This window comes from Actinomycetospora succinea (genome assembly GCF_004363095.1).
Classification (GTDB): Bacteria; Actinomycetota; Actinomycetes; order Mycobacteriales; family Pseudonocardiaceae; genus Actinomycetospora; species Actinomycetospora succinea.
On the sequence record NZ_SNYO01000004.1, the window covers coordinates 100,320 to 118,657 of the forward strand.

At 75.6% G+C, this 18,338-nt stretch carries 15 protein-coding genes; 11 read left to right on the top strand and 4 right to left on the bottom strand.

What is annotated here, in order from left to right; genetic code table 11:
- Nucleotides 1-22: 22 nt before the first annotated feature.
- Nucleotides 23-952 (top strand): 2-dehydropantoate 2-reductase, encoded by a 930-nt coding sequence (locus EV188_RS15590; protein ID WP_133827220.1) that lies wholly within the window; start codon nt 23-25, stop codon nt 950-952.
- A gap of 45 nt (nt 953-997) precedes the next feature.
- Entirely contained in the window at nt 998-2,119 is a 1,122-nt protein-coding gene (locus EV188_RS32980) for an arsenate reductase/protein-tyrosine-phosphatase family protein (protein ID WP_133827221.1), read from the top strand.
- Between the two features lie 9 nt (nt 2,120-2,128).
- Here the strand turns inward: EV188_RS32980 and EV188_RS15600 are convergent, their stop codons facing one another.
- Nucleotides 2,129-2,644 (bottom strand): hypothetical protein, encoded by a 516-nt coding sequence (locus tag EV188_RS15600; RefSeq protein WP_133827222.1) that lies wholly within the window; start codon nt 2,642-2,644, stop codon nt 2,129-2,131.
- Nucleotides 2,645-3,021: 377 nt separating this feature from the next.
- Between EV188_RS15600 and EV188_RS15605 the strand changes: the two genes are divergently transcribed.
- The gene (locus tag EV188_RS15605; RefSeq protein ID WP_133827223.1) at nt 3,022-3,849 is read left to right on the top strand and encodes an RDD family protein; all 828 of its coding nucleotides are present in this window, start codon (nt 3,022-3,024) and stop codon (nt 3,847-3,849) included.
- Between the two features lie 275 nt (nt 3,850-4,124).
- On the top strand, nt 4,125-4,607 hold the full coding sequence (locus EV188_RS15610; RefSeq protein ID WP_133827224.1) for a hypothetical protein: 483 nt from the start codon (nt 4,125-4,127) through the stop codon (nt 4,605-4,607).
- Here the strand turns inward: EV188_RS15610 and EV188_RS15615 are convergent.
- Both EV188_RS15615 and EV188_RS15625 read right to left on the bottom strand, forming a co-directional pair.
- Nucleotides 4,604-5,662 carry an endonuclease/exonuclease/phosphatase family protein gene (locus EV188_RS15615; RefSeq protein WP_133827225.1) on the bottom strand — a complete coding sequence of 353 codons (1,059 nt, stop codon included), beginning with the start codon at nt 5,660-5,662 and terminating at the stop codon, nt 4,604-4,606. The two genes, EV188_RS15610 and EV188_RS15615, sit on opposite strands and share 4 nt — an antisense overlap.
- Before the next feature lie 242 nt (nt 5,663-5,904).
- Nucleotides 5,905-7,170 (bottom strand): PQQ-dependent sugar dehydrogenase, encoded by a 1,266-nt coding sequence (locus tag EV188_RS15625; protein ID WP_133827226.1) that lies wholly within the window; start codon nt 7,168-7,170, stop codon nt 5,905-5,907.
- Between the two features lie 449 nt (nt 7,171-7,619).
- On the opposite strand from EV188_RS15625, the gene mfd reads away from it, so the two are divergent.
- The 7 genes from mfd (at nt 7,620) to EV188_RS15660 (ending at nt 17,736) form a co-directional block, all read left to right on the top strand.
- Nucleotides 7,620-11,258 (top strand): transcription-repair coupling factor, encoded by a 3,639-nt coding sequence (gene mfd, locus EV188_RS15630; RefSeq protein ID WP_243741737.1) that lies wholly within the window; start codon nt 7,620-7,622, stop codon nt 11,256-11,258.
- 134 nt (nt 11,259-11,392) lie between these two features.
- Nucleotides 11,393-12,385, top strand: a complete 993-nt coding sequence (locus EV188_RS15635; RefSeq protein ID WP_133827228.1) for a hypothetical protein — start codon at nt 11,393-11,395, stop codon at nt 12,383-12,385.
- A complete protein-coding gene (locus EV188_RS15640; protein WP_166659914.1) occupies nt 12,382-13,272 on the top strand; it encodes a nucleoside triphosphate pyrophosphohydrolase in 891 nt (296 codons plus the stop codon). Before EV188_RS15635 ends, EV188_RS15640 begins: the two co-directional genes overlap by 4 nt.
- Before the next feature lie 133 nt (nt 13,273-13,405).
- Nucleotides 13,406-14,272: an iron uptake transporter permease EfeU gene (efeU, locus tag EV188_RS15645; RefSeq protein WP_133827229.1), complete on the top strand. Its 867-nt coding sequence runs from the start codon at nt 13,406-13,408 to the stop codon at nt 14,270-14,272.
- Nucleotides 14,273-14,350: 78 nt separating this feature from the next.
- A complete protein-coding gene (efeO, locus tag EV188_RS15650; RefSeq protein ID WP_133827230.1) occupies nt 14,351-15,526 on the top strand; it encodes an iron uptake system protein EfeO in 1,176 nt (391 codons plus the stop codon).
- A 13-nt stretch (nt 15,527-15,539) separates the two neighbouring features.
- Entirely contained in the window at nt 15,540-16,778 is a 1,239-nt protein-coding gene (efeB, locus tag EV188_RS15655; RefSeq protein ID WP_133827231.1) for an iron uptake transporter deferrochelatase/peroxidase subunit, read from the top strand.
- A gap of 46 nt (nt 16,779-16,824) precedes the next feature.
- On the top strand, nt 16,825-17,736 hold the full coding sequence (locus EV188_RS15660) for a lytic transglycosylase domain-containing protein (RefSeq protein WP_243741738.1): 912 nt from the start codon (nt 16,825-16,827) through the stop codon (nt 17,734-17,736).
- A gap of 1 nt (nt 17,737) precedes the next feature.
- Here the strand turns inward: EV188_RS15660 and EV188_RS15665 are convergent, their stop codons facing one another.
- Nucleotides 17,738-18,106: a tetratricopeptide repeat protein gene (locus EV188_RS15665; protein ID WP_243741739.1), complete on the bottom strand. Its 369-nt coding sequence runs from the start codon at nt 18,104-18,106 to the stop codon at nt 17,738-17,740.
- Between the last annotated feature and the right edge of the window lie 232 nt (nt 18,107-18,338).

Consider the following 18,338-nt stretch of genomic DNA (forward strand, 5'->3'; position numbering starts at 1 on the left):
CCGCGGTGCGAGCATCGCCGCCGTGGCGAGCGTCGCGGTGGTGGGTGCAGGGGCGATCGGGGGCGTGCTCGCGGCCCTGGCGGCCGACCGGGGCCACGAGGTCACGGTGTGCGTGCGCACGCCGTTCGACGTCCTGACGGTCACCACCGACGGCGTCGAGCGCACGGTGCCCGTCACCGTCGCCACCGACCCGGCCGGGGTGGCGCCCGCCGACTGGGTGCTGCTGGCCACGAAGGCGCAGGACACGGCGTCGGCGGCGGGGTGGCTGCGCGCGCTGACGGACCCGGGGGAGACGCCGCGGAGCGGAGCCCGACGTGTCGGGGGCAGCGTCGTCGTGGTGGCCCAGAACGGCATCGACCACGCCGCGCGCGTCGAGGGCCTCGTCGACCCGGCGGCGACGGTGCTCCCGGCGTCGGTGCGGCTCGGGGCGGAGGCAGTCGCGCCGGGGCGGATCGTGCACCACAGCTTCGCCCAGCTCACGGTCCCGGCCGGCGACGCGGCACGGGGCCTCGCGGACCTCTACGCGGACAGCGGCCTCGCCGTCGTCGCCGTCGACGACTTCACGACCGTGCTGTGGCGCAAGCTGCTGAGCAACGCCGTCGCCAACCCGATCACCGCGCTGACGGGCCGGCGCAACGCCGTGCTCGCGGAGCCGGCGACCCGCGCGCTGGTCGTCGACCTGGCGCGCGAGGTGACGGCCGTCGGGCGCTCGGTGGGCGCCGCGCTGACCGACGAGGACGTCGACGGCCTCGTCGCGCTCTACGACGGCATGGTCCCGGACCTCGGCACCTCGATGCTCTACGACCGCCTCGCCGGACGCCCGCTCGAGCACGAGTACCTCACCGGCGCGGTCGTCGCGACGGGGCGGCGCACCGGCGTGCCGACCCCCCTGAACGGCGCCGTCCTCGCCCTCCTTCGGGGGGTCCGCGGGCCGAACGAGCAGGTCACATGATCTGACGGCTCGCGGAGACGGCCGCCGACTGCGACGATCGGCCGTATGAACGGTCGGGGAGACGGGGCTCCGCGGCGCTTCCGGCTCCTGTTCGTCTGCACCGGGAACATCTGCCGGTCGCCGTTCGCGCGGTTCCACGCCCGCGCGCTGCTCGAGATGCGGCTCGGGCCGCGGTGGGCGTCGTGGTTCGACGTGGCCAGCGGCGGCACCGGCGCGGTCGTCGGCGCGGAGATGCACCCGCTGTCCCGCGCGCAGCTCGGCCCGCTGGCCGGCCACCCCGACGTGGCCGCGTTCCGGGCCCGCCAGCTCCCCGCCCGCGACGTCGAGCTCGCCGACCTCGTGCTCACCGTCAGCCGCTCGCACCGCTCGGCCGTGCTCGAGCTGGAGCCGCGCGCGCTGCGCAGCACGTTCACGATGCGCGAGTTCGCGCGCCTGCTCGAGGGTGTCGACCACGCCGCCCTGCCCGCCGACCCGCGGGAACGCGCGCACGCCCTCGTCGCCGCCGCCCTCGCCGAGCGAGGTCAGGGCGCGCCGGTGGAGGCGGAGGACGACGCCATCCCCGACCCCGTGCAGGGCGAGGTCGACGCCCATGTCGAGGCCGCCCAGAAGATGCACGCGGCGATCCGGCCGCTGGTCGACGCGATCGGCGCGGCGGTGCCGTGGCCGTCGCGGGCCCCTCGCCGGCCCGGGCCCCTGCCCGGACCGCCCGGACCGCGACCCGGGTTCCCGCCGCACGGGATGCCCCCGCACGGGATGCCCCCGCACGGCATGCCCGCGCGGGGCCCGGCGCCCGTCGGCGGCCCGCCGATGCCCCCGCCGCCCGGCGCGCCGCCCGGGCCCCCACCCGGACCGCCGTTCGGGCCCCCGATGCCGCCGGCGGGTCCTCCGGGACCGCCGCACGGCGCGCACCCCGCGGGACCCCCGCCGGGCGCCGCGCCCGGGGCGGCGCCGCTGCCCGCGCAGACCGGCGCGCGCCGCCCGTCGATCACCGCCGACCCGCTCTCGCCGCCGACCCCGGACGAGCGCGACGGGCTCGAGGCGCCCGCCGACGCCGAGCGGGACGGGACCCCGTCGCACGGCAACGGCAACGGGAACGGCCGGCGGCACGCGCGTCACGACGACGAGCTCCCGGACCGGGAACCGTCGGTGCCGCGCGCGGGGCGCTGAGCGGGAGTCCTAGTCCGACCAACCCGCCGCGTGCCGCGCGAGCGCGCGGCGCACCCGGGCGCCGGGGCGCGTGCCCGTGCCCTGGCCGGGAGCGAGCAGGGGCCGCCACACGGTCCAGGAGTCCATCTCGCCGGAGGTGACCGGCCGGCCGGCCGCGGCGCGCTCGACGAGGTCGCCGCACGGCGCGACGGCTCCGGAGGGCCGGACCACGCACACGCGGAGACGTTCGCCGCCCGCGGTGAGGCGCAGGCCCGAACGCGACGAGCGCGGGGCGTCGAGGTCCAGCTCGGCCGGCGTCCCCACGAACAGCACGCCGCGCGTGGACTCGAAGCTGAGCCGCCCGTCGTGCAGGCGCAGCACGCCCGGCACGTGGGTGATCTCGCGGACGATCCACGCGAGACCGGCGACGTCGGCGCCCGGGGCGTCGACGAGCGTGGTGCCGTGTGCGGTGGACGGAGAGCCTGTCGCGGCCCGTGGGGCGGGCACGGCGGCGATCGACGACGAGGTGGTCGGTGACAGAGCCATCGTGACCTCCTCCCGGATGTTGCGGTGTCGTGACCTGACCTACACCCAACGCGCGAGGTCCCTCGGGTGTCATGCTCCGGCCGGGCGAGGCACGGTGGGCAAAGGGGTGATCCCGCGCTCCCGGCGCTCCGACGGCGGAGCGTGCACGCGCCCATCGCTCCGACCGGGCGACGAGATCCCCCGGACGGCCGCCCGGAAGTGCCCCGCGTGACCGATCGCTGGCATGCTGCGCCGCGTCGGGCGCAGCGCCGCGGTCCACGGACGGATGGCGCTCGCCCGATGACCGTCCGGGCCACCTCTCCGCGCCGGTCGACCACTACCGTGTGCAGCCATCGGGGAGCGGAACGCTCTCGTCGACGACTTCGAAGGAACAGAGCGTGAGCAACCCCGACGGATACCAGCAGCAGTCAGGTTTCGGACCGACGCCGGGCGGTTATCAGCAGCAGTCCGGCTACGGGGAGCAGGCGGGCCCCCAGGGCCAGCAGCCCTACGGGCAGCAGCCGTACGGCCAGCCGGGCTACGGGCAGCAGCCGGGGTACGGCCAGCAGCCCGGCCACGGCCAGCCCTTCGCCCAGCCCGACGCCGGTTACGCCCAGCCCGGCCAGCAGCAGTACGGACAGCCCGGCCACGGCCAGCAGCCCGGCTACGGCCAGCAGTACGGGCAGCCGTACGGCCAGCCCGGCTACGGCCAGCAGTACGGGCAGCAGTACGGCCAGCAGCCCGGGTACGGGCAGCAGCCCGGCTACGGCGCGCCCGGCGGCGACTCCACCGACGTCGTCGGCTCCCGGGTCGGCCAATACATCCTCGACGCCCTGCTGACGACGGTGCCCGCGCTGGTCCTGCTGTTCGTCGTGATCGGGATCGGGAGCGCCGCCGCGTCGAGCAGCCCCGACACCGCCTTCACGATCATCGGGATCGGCTACTTCCTCATGCTGATCGTCTCGCTCGGCGGCGGGTTCTTCGTCTACGCGTACTGGCCATCGACGCACCAGGGGCAGACGCCCGGGATGGGCTGGCTGAACCTGCGGATCATCCGCGAGGAGGACGGCGGCGTCCCGACCCTCGGGCAGTGCGTCGTGCGCTGGCTGCTCTTCGTCGTCGACGGCATCTTCGCCGGCATCGTCGGCCTCATCGTCATGTCGACCTCGGCCCGTCACCAGCGCGTCGGTGACATGGCGGCGAAGACCCTCGTCGTCCGCGCGTGAGGCGCTTTCGCGGAGCGGACAACGACGTCGGTCCCCGTGTGGATCGTGCGGTCGTCGTCACTCCTCCGTGACCGCCGACTGGGCCGCACGAGCGAACCTGAACTCTTCTGGCCGTTCGGCGAAACGGACTCCGACCGCCGAGCGACTTCCGGGCCGTACCCCGGGTGCACCGATGCGCCCGACCACACGGACGACACGGCCGGCCCGGCCGGCACGTGGAAGAAGGCGGTTCGAACTGTGAGCACAGCATTCCTGCCCGACCAGGGGGGCCGGCGGTGAGCGCGCCGGCACGCGGCGGCTACGCGGCGTGGGTCAGTTGGCTGGAGGCGTTCCGCCGGGGCGAGGACCCGTCGACGGAGGGTCTGGGCCCGGTGCGGGGCGGGTTCGGCTCGTACGTGGAGGCACGGCTGCTCGAGCGGCTCTCGACGGCGTTCGCGGAGCGTGTGCGCCAGTGGCAGGCGGCGCTCGGCGACCGCATCGTCGCGCAGCCGCCCGACGGCCCGGTCGCGGCCGCGGCGCTCTTCCAGGACGCGGTGGTGCGCCTGGAGCCCCTGAGCAGGCTGGCCGACTCACCGCTGCTGCCCCGGGCGCTCGCGGTGTCGATGCACGACATGCTGCGCACGGTCCGCGAGGGCGCCCGCAGCGCGCTCGACGAGGCCTGGCGCCGCGGCCTGGAGGACGTGCACGCCCCGGGCATGCCGGCGCAGCGGCGCGTGGACCCGATGGTCCGCAGGCCCGGGGTCGTCACGGGTCGCTAGCCCCCGGGACCCAGCCCGATGCGCGCGAGGACGCCGCGGTGGTCGCTGCCCGGCACGTCGACGACGTCGACCTGCCGGGCGGCCGGCCCGCCGGAGACGAGCACGTGGTCGATCTGGACGCCGAACAGGCGCGGCGCCGCCGACGGCCAGGTGCCCACGAGGCCCTCGCCCACGTCGCTCGCGGCGTCCGTGCAGCCCGCGGTGGCGGCGCGGAGCTCGGCGTGGTCGAGGGTGGCGTTGAGGTCGCCCGCGACGACCGTCGGGCGGTCGCCCGTGCACCAGCGCGACAGCGCGGCGACGTCGCGGCGCCAGGCGTTGGTGTCGCCGGGCCGGGGCGACTGGGGGTGCGTCGCGACCACCCGCACGGCCTGCCCGTCGACGTCGGGCAGGTCGACGATCAGGGACGGGAACTCGGTGTCCCGGTCCGGCGTCACGGCCGGGCGCCCCACGCTGCGGCGGACGAACACGGTCATCGGGCTGTCGTCGCGCCGCGCGTCGGCGGCGAAGACGCGGTAGCCGCTCTGGCCCGCCTCGCCGCCCGACTCGTCGACGAGGGCCTGCTGGAGGCGGTCGCGCAGCGTGCCGCGGGCCTCGGGCAGCACGACGACGTCCGGGGTGCGGCTGGTGATCAGCGACGCGAGGGCCTCGGGGTCGGCGCGGCTGAGGTAGGCGCTGGCGGTGAGCACGGTCAGCTCGGGCCCGCCGGTGGCGCCGGTCTCCGACGAGCCGACCGCGCGCGGCAGCACCATCGCGAGGCCCAGGACCCCGACCAGCCCGAGGGCCAGCGCGGTCGGCCAGGCGCGCCGCGCGAGCAGCAGGACCAGCATCCCGAGCACGAGCAGCCCGGCCGCGAGCTGGGGCCGGAAGGCGATCGTCTGCACGAACGGCGTGCGGTCGTCGATGCCGAGCAGGTCGGAGAACGTCACGATCGCCGCGGGGAGCCCGAGCACGACCGCGGCCGCGATGGCGCCCGCTCCGGGGGCACGGAAGCGGGAGCGCAGCGACCGGCCCGTTGACTGGCGCGGTCGGCTCGGCGGCGGGTCCCGGCGCGGCACCGCTTCCGTGCGCTCCCCGGGCGGGGGCAGGTGACGCGTGGGAGGACCGGCCGGCGGGGCGGGACGCGACCAGCCACCCGGCGGTCCCGGCGGACCCGGCGGCCCGGGCGGCCCGGGCGGTCCCGGCGGCCGTGCCGAGCGGCCCGGCGGGCCCTGCGGTGGACCGGGCCGCCCGCCCGGGGTCCCGGGCGGGCGCGGGCGGTACCCGCCGGGCGTGTACCGCTCGGGCCCGGGCCGGTCGGTCACCCGCGGGTCACGCGCAGGATCGAGTCATCCGACCCGTTGTCGGTCGTGAGGTAGAGCGCGCCGTCGGGACCGAGGCGCGCGCCGCGCAGGCGCCCGAACTCGCCGTCGAGCTCGCGCGGCACCGTGACCTCGACGATCCGGTCCTCGTCGGCGCCCTGTCCCGGACGCATGAGGAAGAGCTTCTCGCCCTTCTGCGCAGACACCGCGAGCATCCCGGCCATGTCGCCCCACGCCGGGCCGTCGAGGAACGCGGCACCGCTGATCGCCTCGGTCGGGTCGCCGGAGCTCCAGGCCGCGGGGACGGCGTCGGGGTAGCGCCGCAGGTCGGTCATCGGCACGTCCTCGTCGTACCCGCCGGGCGACTCGCCGCCCTGCGCCGGGTCCCACCCGTAGTTGCGGCCGGGGATGACGACGTTGACCTCGTCGTCGATGTCCGGGCCGTGCTCGGCGCTCCAGGCGCGGCCGGTGCCGGGCTGGATCGCGACGGCCTGGACGTTGCGGTGCCCGTAGCCCGAGACCAGGCGCTCCGCCGCGCTGCCCGAGGAGGCGAAGGGGTTGCCGTCGGCGGGTCCGCCGGTGGCCGGGTCGACCCGCAGCACCTTGCCGCCGAGCGAGTTGCGGTCCTGCGGGATGGTCGCGCGGGCCGTGTCGCCGGTGCCGACGAGCAGCGTGCCGTCGGGGGCGAAGGTCGGCCGGCAGCCGGAGTGGCGGCCGGACGGGTTGATGGGCAGGCCGCCGACGAGGGGGTCGCGCACCCGCTCGGCGCTCGCGCCGTCGGGGGACAGGCGCCACGACACCACGCGGACGTCGACCGGCCGGCCGCCCTCCTGGTGGGTCTGGCAGGTGACGAACGAGCCGGAGGTCGCGACGTCCGGCGCCGGCGCGATCCCCATGAGCCCGCCCTCGCCGCGGGCGTAGACGTCGGCGAGGTCGGCGGTCACGGGCGTGGTCCGCGCGCCGGGTCCGAGGCCCGTGACCAGCGACAACGACCCGTCGCGCTGGGTGACGAGCAGGCGGTCGCCGCCGACGAACGCGACGTCCCAGGGGTTGGCGAAGCCGCCCGCGACCGTCTCGACGCGCAGGGCGGTGCCGGCGGGCGCGGTCGTGGTCGGCACGGACGGCGCCGCCGCGCCGGCGCCGCCGCCCTCGGACGGGGCCGCGGACGTCTGCGAGGTGCCCTCGCCGCACGCGGTGAGGGCCAGGGCCAGGAGCGCGGAGAGAGCGAGGAGCGCGCGCGCCGGGCGTGATCGGCTCGGGGTCACGGCGACGATGATGCCGCGTGCCCTGTCCGATCTCCGTGGGGCCCTCGTCGGGATCGGCCGATATGCAGGGATTCTCGCCCGGTGGTCCGGGTCCCGGACCTGGTGTTGTCGATGAACGGACCGCACGGTACTTTTTCTGCGGCGCCGAGAGAGCCCGTGCGGATGACCGGGGGGCACGCACGGTCGTCGCGGGGCCCGGGGGCGCCGGCGGTCCGCCACCGGCGCTCCCGACCCCCGCGACCCCGTCGATCCTCGCGCGAGACGCAGGGCACCGGAGCCGCGGCCCCGCTGTCGGGGTGCGCACGTACCCTGGAGGCATCCCCCCGCGCGACTCCCCGTCGCGCCCCGACGGTCCGTCGAAGGGTCCCTCCGCGTTGTCGCCCGCTGCGTCGCTCGCTGCTCCCGCTCCCGCTCCTGCCGCCGCACCCCTGGCGCCCCTGCTGCCCCCGGTGCTGGCCGACCCCGGCCTCCGCGAGATCGTCGCCGCCGCCGGGCGCGACGTGGCGGTCGAGGGGCCGACGGGCCTGCGTCCCTTCGTCTCCGCCGCGCTCGCGGCGCAGGACGACGCGGGCGGCGCCGGCGTCCCGCTGCTCGTGGTCACGGCCACCGAGCGGGAGGCCGAGGAGCTGGCGGGGGCGATCGGCGAGCTGCTGGGGTCCGACACCGTCGCCTTCCTCCCGAGCTGGGAGACGCTGCCCCACGAGCGGCTCTCCCCGCGTGCCGACACCGTCGGGCGCCGGGTCACGGTGTTCCGTCGGCTCGCCCACCCCGAGGCCGAGGACACCCCGGACGTCCCGCTGCGGGTGGTGGTCACGGCGACGCGCAGCCTCATCCAGCCCGTCGTGCCCGGGCTCGGCGACCTCGAGCCGGTGCGCCTCGCCGAGGGCACCGAGTACGAGCTCGAGGCGCTCACCGCCCGGCTGGTCGACCTCGCGTACGCGCGCGTGGAGATGGTCGAGAAGCGCGGCGAGTTCGCGGTGCGCGGCGGCATCGTCGACCTCTTCCCGCCGACGGCCCAGGCGCCGGTGCGCGTGGAGTTCTGGGGCGACGAGGTCTCGGAGCTGCGCTGCTTCTCCGTCGCCGACCAGCGCTCCCTGCCCGGCGACGGCCCCGACTCCCGGCCGGCGGAGGTCGTCGCGCCGCCGTGTCGCGAGCTGCTGCTCACCGAGCCGGTGCGCGCCCGCGCCGCCGAGCTCGCCGCCGAGCACACCGGCCAGAAGGCGCTGGGCGAGCTGCTCAGCCGCGTCGCCGAGGGCATCCCGTCCGAGGGCATGGAGTCGCTGATCCCGGCGCTGCTCGGCGCCGGGGGTGAGACCCCGGAGCTCGCGCTGCTGCCCGAGCTGCTGCCGGCCGGCGGGCACGTGCTCGTCTGCCACCCCGAGCGCGTGCTCACCCGCGCCGCCGACCTCGTGCGCACCGGCCAGGAGTTCCTCGAGGCCTCGTGGCTCGCGGCGGCCGACGGCGCCGACGGGCGTGCCCCGATCGACCTGGGCGCCTCCGCGTACCGCGACCTCGGCGACGTGCGCGCCGTCGCGGCCAAGGCCGGTCGCCCCTGGTGGACGCTCTCCTCGCTGGCGACGGACCCCGACGTCGAGGACGACTCGCACACCCGCGACGGGGCGCGCGTGCTGCGCCCGGGCTTCACGGCCGTCGAGGCCTACCGCGGCGACATCCCCCGCGCCGCCGCCGATCTGCGCGCCCTGGCCGCGGCCGGCGGCACCGGTGTCCTCGTCGTGCCCGCCGCGGGCACCGCCCAGCGCGCCGCGGAGCAGCTGCGCGAGCACGAGGTCCCCGTGCAGCTCGCCGACGAGGGCCTGGTCGCGGCGCCGGAGCCCGGCGTCGTCACGATCACCCGCGGCGGGCTCGCGGACGGCGTCACCGCGGGCGCGACGGCCCTGGTGATCGTCACCGAGGCCGACCTCACCGGCACCCGCCCGGGCACCGAGGGCACCGTCAAGCGCGCCCCGGTCAAGCGGCGCAACGCCGTCGACCCGCTGACGCTGCAGCCCGGCGACTTCGTCGTCCACGCCCAGCACGGCATCGGCAAGTTCGTCGAGATGACCCAGCGGACCACCGGCACCGGCAAGGCCGCGACCACTCGCGAGTACCTGGTGCTCGAGTACTCGTCGTCGAAGCGCGGCCAGGCCTCCGACCGGCTGTTCGTGCCGACCGACCAGCTCGACCAGGTCAGCCGCTACGTCGGCGGCGAGCTGCCGACGCTGAACAAGCTCGGCGGCTCCGACTGGTCGAAGACCAAGTCGAAGGCGCGCAAGGCGGTCCGCGACATCGCGGCCTCGCTGGTGCAGCTCTACGCCGCGCGCCAGTCCGCGCCCGGGCACGCGTTCGCCCAGGACACCCCGTGGCAGCGCGAGATGGAGGACGCGTTCCCCTACACCGAGACGCCCGACCAGGCGTCGGCGATCGACGAGGTCAAGGCCGACATGGAGAAGGCGGTCCCGATGGACCGCGTCATCTCCGGCGACGTCGGCTACGGCAAGACCGAGATCGCGGTGCGGGCGGCGTTCAAGGCCGTGCAGGACGGCAAGCAGGTCGCGGTGCTGGTGCCGACGACGCTGCTCGCCCAGCAGCACCTGCAGACGTTCACCGACCGCATGCACAACTTCCCGATCACGGTGAAGGGCCTGTCGCGCTTCACCTCGCCGAAGGAGGCCGACAGGACCATCCGCGGCCTCGCTGACGGGAGCGTCGACGTCGTCGTCGGCACCCACCGCCTGCTCCAGACCGGCGTGTCGTGGAAGGACCTCGGTCTGGTGATCATCGACGAGGAGCAGCGCTTCGGCGTCGAGCACAAGGAGCACATCACCGGGCTGCGCGCCCACGTCGACATGCTGTCGATGTCGGCGACGCCGATCCCGCGCACGCTGGAGATGAGCCTCGCCGGCATCCGCGAGATGTCGACGATCCTCACCCCGCCCGAGGAGCGGCACCCGACGCTGACCTACGTCGGCGCCTACGAGGAGAAGCAGGTCGCCGCCGCGATCCGGCGCGAGCTGCTGCGCGACGGCCAGGTCTTCTACATCCACAACCGCGTGCAGTCGATCGACGACGCGGCCGCCCGGCTGCGCAGGCTGGTGCCCGAGGCGCGCATCGCCACCGCCCATGGGCAGATGGCCGAGGAGCGCCTCGAGCGCACGGTCAACGAGTTCTGGGAGCGCGAGCACGACGTGCTCGTGTGCACGACGATCGTCGAGAACGGCCTGGACATCTCCAACGCCAACACCCTGATCGTCGAGCGCGCCGACACCCTCGGGCTCTCCCAGCTCCACCAGCTGCGCGGGCGCGTCGGACGCGGGCGCGAGCGGGGCTACGCGTACTTCCTCTACCCGGCCGACCAGCCGCTCACCGAGACCGCGCACGACCGCCTCGCCACCGTCGCCCAGCACTCCGAGCTCGGCGCGGGCACGGCCGTGGCGATGAAGGACCTCGAGATCCGCGGCGCGGGCAACATCCTCGGCGCCGAGCAGTCCGGCCACATCGCGGGCGTCGGCTTCGACCTCTACGTCCGCCTCGTCGGCGAGGCCGTCGAGGCGTTCAAGGCGCACACCGACGCCGGCGGCGGCGACGAGCCGCTCGCCGAGGTGCGCGTCGACCTCCCGATCGACGCCCACGTGCCGCACGACTACGTCGACACCGAGCGCCTGCGCCTCGACGTCTACCGCAAGATCGCCGAGGCGGGCGACGCCGCGGCGATCGACGCGGTGCGCGAGGAGCTCGTCGACCGCTACGGCGAGCCGCCGACACCCGTGACCAACCTGCTCGCCGTCGCCGCGTTCCGGCAGGCGTGCCGGCGCCACGGGATCACCGAGGTCGCGGGCCAGGGCAACCTCATCCGCTTCGCGCCGGTGGACCTGCCGGAGTCGATGCAGATGCGGCTCAAGCGCCTGCACCCGCGCGCGCAGTACAAGGCGGCGTCCCGGACGCTGTCGCTGCCCCGGCCCGTCGAGGGTTCCGACGGGAAGGGCCCGGTGCGGATGGGCGCGGCGCCCCTGCGCGACCTGGCGCTCCTGGCGTGGTGCGAGCAACTGTTCGGGCAGCTCTTCCCGGAACCGGCGGCCGCGACCACCTGATCGCCCCTCCCCGGTGATCGGGGGCGTCCTCGTGCACCTGGTGACGCCCGCGAGGTGCGTGACGTCGCCCCTGATCACCGCATTTGCCCCGGGCGGCGTGCGGGCGCGCACGGCGCAGGTGAGAAGGTGACGACGTGCGTCGCCTGTTGCCGCTGGTCGCCACGGTCGTCGTGGGTCTCCTCGTCCTCGCCGGGTGCGGCACGGGCCCGCAGCGGGCGGGCGCGGCCGCGATCGTCGGGAACACCGTCATCCCGATCGACGAGATCCAGAACAATCTCAGGACCGCCGTCCCCGACCTGCGCATCGCCGTCGACCAGCAGGCCGCGCAGCAGGGCATCGCGCCCGGGGCGCCGATCCCGCCGCAGCTGCTCGCGCAGGAGTCGCGGCGCCTGGTCACGGTCCGGGTGCTGCACGAGCTGATCGCCGAGCAGTCGCGCCGCGACGGGATCGTCGTCGCGCCGCAGCGGGTCGACGCCGCGCTGGCCCGGGCCGGCGGGGCCGAGGCCGCCGCGGCGGGCAGCGGGTTCGACCCGGCGACGATCCGCGGGCTCGTCGCCGACCAGCTCGCCGCCGGCGACATCGGCCGGGAGGTCTTCGACCGCCTCTCGGTCACCATCGACTACGCCACCGCCCCCGACCGCGCGTCGGCCGAGGCGCTCGCCCGGCAGGTGGCGGCCGACCCGTCACGCGCGTCCCAGCTGTTCGGCCAGGGCCGGCAGGGCGCCAACGGGCTGACGCTGCGCCCGGGCCAGGACCAGGGCGGGGGCATCCGCTCGTCGGCGTCGTCGCTGCTGTTCGGCCTGCCCGCCGGCACTGTGACGATCACGCCGGGTGGGTCCTCGCAGGCCGGCGGCGGGCAGGACCCGGCGGCGGGCCCGTGGTCGGTGATCCACGTCCGCGAGCGCACCCTGGACGCGCCGCCGCCCGGGCCGGGCATCACGCCGGCGTCCGCGGTCGACGACGACACCATGTTCGGCTTCGGCCTGCGCCAGCTCCAGCCGCTGGCGCTCGAGCAGGGCGTGACGGTCAGCCCGCGCTACGGCGCGTGGGACCCGACCCAGCTCGACGTGGTCGACAACCCGGGGGCGGTCGGCGTCGTCACCCCGGTGCGCACCCCGGCCCCGTGAGCGACCGGGAGACGATCGCCGTCGACCCCCGCCTCGGCGCGGTGCTGCCCGCCGGCGCGGTCCGCGCGGTCGCGGCGGCCGACCAGGTCCGGCTGCACCCCGACCTCCCTGCCGACGTCGCCGACGCCTTCGCGCGCGAGCTGGGGGCGGTCGGCCCGGAGACCCCCGAGGTCGACGGCACCGTCGTCGAGCTCGTCCCCGGCGGGCACGGTCCGCCCGGCGCCGAGCTCCTCGAGGCCGTGCGGGTGATGGACCGCCTGCGCTCGCCCGGCGGCTGCCCGTGGGACGCCGCGCAGACGCCGGCCTCGCTGCTGCGCTACCTCGTCGAGGAGACCTACGAGCTCTACGACGCCGTCGCCGACGACGACCGGGTCGCGGTGCGCGAGGAGCTCGGCGACGTCCTGCTCCAGGTGCTCTTCCACGCCCGGATCGCCGAGGAGGACACGGGAGACCCGTTCGGGATCGACGCCGTGGCGGGCGAGCTCGTCGCCAAGCTCGTCAGCCGCCACCCGCACGTGTTCGGCGACGGCGAGACGATCACCGGCGCGGCCGAGCAGCAGGTCCGCTGGGAGGAGCTCAAGGCCGTCGAGAAGCGCCGTGACTCGGCGCTCGACGGCGTCGCGCAGGCCCAGCCGGGGGCGGCGCTCGTCGCGAAGTACCTCTCGCGGTCCCGCCGCGCCGGGGTGCCCGACGACCTCCTCGCCGCCGCGTCCGCCGACCCGCTGTACGCGGCGGCGGCGCAGCACCCCGACCCCGAGGGCGACCTCCGGGCGGCCGCGTCCGAGCTGGCGAAGCGGGTGCGCGGGGCCGAGGCGGCCGCCCGCGCGGCGGGCGCCGACCCGACGTCCCTCGACGCCGAGGGATGGCGTCGGCACTGGCCGGCGTGAGGTCCGCGTCAGGAAACGGACATTTCGGTCACCTTCTGTGACCGCGCTTTCGGTGTCTTCCCTCGTCCGACGCAGCCAGGCTAGCCTCACCTCACTGCAGGTGAGCATCACCTGACGAGGCCGAGAGGACGCCATGCTGGGGAACGCCCTGATCGGGCTGCGCGAGGGGCTGGAGGCCTCCCTCGTCGTCAGCATCCTCGTGGCGTTCCTGGTCCGGACCGACCGGCGGCGCGAGCTGCCGAAGGTCTGGTTCGGCGTCGGCGTGGCGATCGCGGTGAGCGTCGGCGTCACCCTCGCCCTGACGCTGTCCCAGCAGGCGCTGACGTTCGAGGCCCAGGAGGCGCTCGGCGGCTCGCTCTCGATCATCGCGGTCGGCTTCGTCACCTGGATGATCTTCTGGATGCGCCGGGTCGGGCGCACCATCGCCACCGAGCTCGAGGGCGGCCTGGAGAAGGCGATCGCGATGGGATCCGTCGCCGTCGTCGTCATGGCCGCCCTGGCCGTCGGGCGTGAGGGCCTCGAGACGGCGGTGTTCTTCTTCGCGGCGGCGCAGGCCGCGGGGGAGACCACGGGCCCGCTGATCGGCTTCCTGCTCGGCATCGCCGTGGCCGTCGTGCTCGCGTACCTGATCTACCGCGGCGCGGTGAAGCTGAACCTCGGGAAGTTCTTCACGGTCACCGGCATCCTGCTGATCTTCGTCGCGGCGGGCATCCTCGCCTACGGCGTCCACGACCTGCAGGAGGCCGGCATCCTGCCCGGCCTGAACACGCTCGCGTTCGACGTCAGCGCCGTGATCCCGGCCGACTCCTGGTACGGGACGCTGCTCAAGGGCGTCTTCAACTTCTCCCCGCAGACCACGGTCCTCGAGGCCGTGGTGTGGGTGCTCTACGTGGCGATCGTGCTGACGCTGTTCGTACGCAAGCCGCGACGCCGCGAGGCGCCGTCCCCGGGCGGCAGCGCCACCGGCAGCTCCACCGACGCCGCCGACACGAGGGCCTGAACCCGCCGTCCCCCGACGGTCCCCGAGATCCGAGAAGAAGCCGGCGTGCACCGCCGCGCGCCCCCCTGGAGGAGAACGATGGCCCGCAGGATCCTCGCCGCCCGAGACGGAGCGAAGCGCAGCTCGACCGTCGTGCTCGGAGCGGCCCTGGCGATGCTCGCGCTCGCCGCGTGCACGAGCACCGCACCACCGCCCCCGGGCGCGGGCGGTCAGGGCGGGCCCATCCAGGTCCAGGCCTCCGACACTGCCTGCCAGGTCTCGGCGACCGAGGCGCCCGCCGGCAACATCTCGTTCGCCGTGCAGAACACCGGCACCAAGGTGACCGAGTTCTACGTCTACGGCGCCGGCGACCGGATCGTCGGCGAGGTCGAGAACATCGGCCCCGGCCTGTCGCGCCAGCTGATCGTCGAGGTCCCGCAGGGCGGCCAGTACACGACGGCCTGCAAGCCCGGCATGGTCGGCGACGGCATCCGCGCGCCGTTCACCGTCACCGGCAACACCGCGGGCTCGACCTCGCAGGACGCGCTGCTCGCCTCGGCCGTCGCGGGCTACCAGCGATACACCAACTCCCAGATCGAGGCCGGCATCGCGCGGACCCAGGAGTTCGTCGATGCGGTCAAGGCCGGGAACGTCGAGCAGGCCAAGGCGCTCTTCCCCGTCTCGCGCACCTACTGGGAGCGCGTCGAGCCGGTGGCCGAGTCGTTCGGCGACATCGACCCGCGCGTCGACGGCCGCGAGGACGACGAGCGCGACCCGGGCGTGGCGTGGACCGGCTACCACCGCCTGGAGAAGGACCTGTGGGTCACGGGCCTGCAGCCCGACTCGGCCGCGATCGGCGACCAGCTGATGGCCGACCTGCGCGACCTGCAGACGCGCGCCGCCACCGTCCAGCTCACCCCAGTGCAGCTGGCCAACGGCGCCAAGGAGCTGCTCGACGAGGTCGCCACCGGCAAGATCACCGGTGAGGAGGACCGCTACTCGCACACCGACCTGTGGGACTTCCGCGCCAACGTCGACGGCTCGCAGGCGGCGGTCGCGGCGCTGCGCCCCGCCATCGACCAGCGCGACCCGGCGCTGGGCCCGACACTGGACCAGCGCTTCGCGGACGTCGACGCCGTGCTCGAGCAGTACCGATCGGGCGACGGGTACGTCCTCTACACCCAACTGACCGAGCAGGACAAGCAGCGCATGACCCAGGCCGTCGACGCCCTCGGCGAGCCCGTCAGCCAGGTCGCCGGCCTGGTGGCCGCATGACGAGAAGGACCGCATGACCCGCTCCGGACTGCGTGGTGTGTCCCGGCGCCGGCTCCTCGGATGGACCGGCGCCGGGGCCGCCCTGGCCGGGGCCGGCGCGGTCGCCGGCTTCGCCGCCGGCGAGTCGGCCGTGGACGCGCCACCCGACCCCTCGGGCGGCGTCGTCCCGTTCCGCGGCCCGCACCAGGCCGGGATCGTCACCCCGGCCCAGGACCGGCTGCACTTCGTCGCCCTGGACCTGACGACGACCGACCGCCGGGCCGTGACCAGCCTCCTGCAGCGGTGGACGACCGCCGCGGAACGGATGGCCGCCGGCGCCGAGGCGGCGCCCGGCGGGGCGGTCAACCGCAACCCGGAGGCCCCGCCGAGCGACACGGGCGAGGCGCTGGGCCTGCCCGCGTCGGCGCTGACGATCACGTTCGGGGTCGGCGGGAGCCTGCTCGACAAGCTCGGCATCCCGCGCCCGCCCGAGCTCGCCGACCTGCCCCCGTTCCAGCAGGACCAGCTCGACCCCGCGTTCTCCGGCGGCGACCTGTGCCTGCAGGCGTGCGCCAACGACCCCCAGGTCGCGGTGCACGCCGTCCGCAACCTCGTCCGCATGGGATTCGGGACGACGTCGGTGCGCTGGTCGCAGCTCGGGTTCGGGCGGACGTCGTCGACGTCGACCGCCCAGCAGACCCACCGCAACCTCTTCGGCTTCAAGGACGGCACCAACAACCTCAAGGCCGAGGAGGGCGCGCTGCTCGACGAGCACGTCTGGGTGCCGCCGCAGCAGGGTCCGGCGTGGCTGACGGGCGGCACGTACCTCGTGGCGCGCCGGATCTCGATGCACGTGGAGACCTGGGACCGCACGTCGCTGGCCGAGCAGGAGTCGCTGACCGGGCGCACGAAGGGCGAGGGCGCGCCGATCGGGCAGGCGCAGGAGTTCGACCTCCCGAACCTGGGGCCGGGCTCGCCGATCGGGGCCGACGCGCACATCCGCCTCGCGTCGGCGCAGAACAACGGCGGCGCGAAGATCCTGCGTCGCGGCTACAACTTCGTCGACGGCTCCGACGGGCTCGGGCACCTCAACGCCGGCCTGTTCTTCGTCGCCTTCATGCGCGACCCGCACCGGCAGTTCGTGCCCATGCAGAGCCAGCTGGCCCGCTACGACAAGATGATGGAGTACATCGACCACACGGGGTCGGCGGTGTTCGCGGTCCCGCCGGGGCTCGCCGACGGCGCCTTCTGGGGGCAGTCGCTGCTGGGGTGACGACCCTGGCGAGGGCGGGATCCACCGCCCCGTAATCTCCCTCTCGATGAGCGCGCCCACCGATCGGGACCCGGGTTCCCGCGACCGCCTGCCGTCGCCGCGCCGGTCGACGGTGCGCAGCGGCACCGAGGGGGAGCAGGCCCCGCCCCCGCGGCGCCGGCTCGCGGTGCTGGGCCGCCTCGGGCTCGTCGTCGTCCTGCTCCTCGCGGTGGTCGCGACGGTCGTGCTGGTCAACCACCAGGGCGAGTTCGGGCGCGAGGACGCGGGCGCCGAGGAGATCCCCGCACTCGAGGTCGAGCCGGCGCCCGTCGCGCTGGGCACCGTCGCCCAGCCGGGCGCGCTGGCCGTGCCGACGCTCGGGGGCGGCGCCGCGACCGGGGCCGCGCCGACGAGCGGCTCGCTCGCGAGCTGGTCGGAGGGCATCGCGAGCCGCGCCGACGTCCCCGCCCGCGCGCTGCGGGCCTACGGCGCCGCCGACCAGGCCGTGAAGCGCGAGGAGCCCGACTGCAACCTGTCGTGGGTCACGATCGCCGGCCTCGCGCGCATCGAGTCCAACCACGGCCGGTACCGGGGCGCCTCGATCGCCGACAACGGTGACGTCACCCCGCGGGTGATCGGCGTCCCCCTCGACGGCACGGGCGGCAACCGGACCATCGGCGACACCGACCGCGGCGTCCTCGACGGCGACGCGACGCTCGACCGCGCCGTCGGCCCGCTGCAGTTCATCCCGTCGACGTGGGCGAAGTGGCGCTCGGACGGCAACGGCGACGGCGTCGCCGACCCGAACAACATCGACGACGCGGCCCTCGCGGCCGGGCGCTACCTCTGCGCGGGCGGGCGCGACCTCGCGACCGGCCCGGGCTGGCGCTCCGCGGTGCTGTCGTACAACAACTCCGACGAGTACGGCCGCCGCGTCTACGCCGCCGCCGACCAGTACGCCCGCGCCAGCCAGGGGTAGGTCACGCTCCGCGGTCCGCGCGCACGGCGATGTTGGCGCTGACCTCGCCCAGCGCCTCCTGGTACTCCGGGCGCGGGTCCATCGCCGCCGCCATCCGCAGCTGCGTGCGCGCCTCGACCAGCCGGCTCTGGCGCTGCAGCGTGCGGCCCAGCGCGAAGCGCGCGTAGTGGTCGGACGGGTCGAGCTCCAGCACGCGCAGGAAGCCCTCCTCGGCGCGCCGGAACTGCGCCGACGCGAGGTAGGCGCGCGCGGCGAGCAGGTGCACGGACGCGGCGGCCTGCTCGGTCTCCAGCAGCGGCGCGAGGGCCTTCAGCGCGTCGAGCGGGCGCCGGCGTTCGAGGAGATCCTCGGCGCGACGGAACTCGGCCACTGCCCCCCTCGGGTCCAGCTCCGCTCCGCTCCGTGTTCCGGGGCTGTCCGATTCGGCGGGGTCGTGCTGCGCGGCGGACATCTAGGTCACCGTAGGCGGAGTCACGGAACGGCGCGAGGCCCGCCGTCTCCCGTGCACGGGTCGAGCTCCGCAGGCTCCGTCTCCCAGAGCGTGGCTCACCGATCGGGTCAGGGGCGGCGTCTACGATGCGGGCGACGTGCCGTGCCCCGGG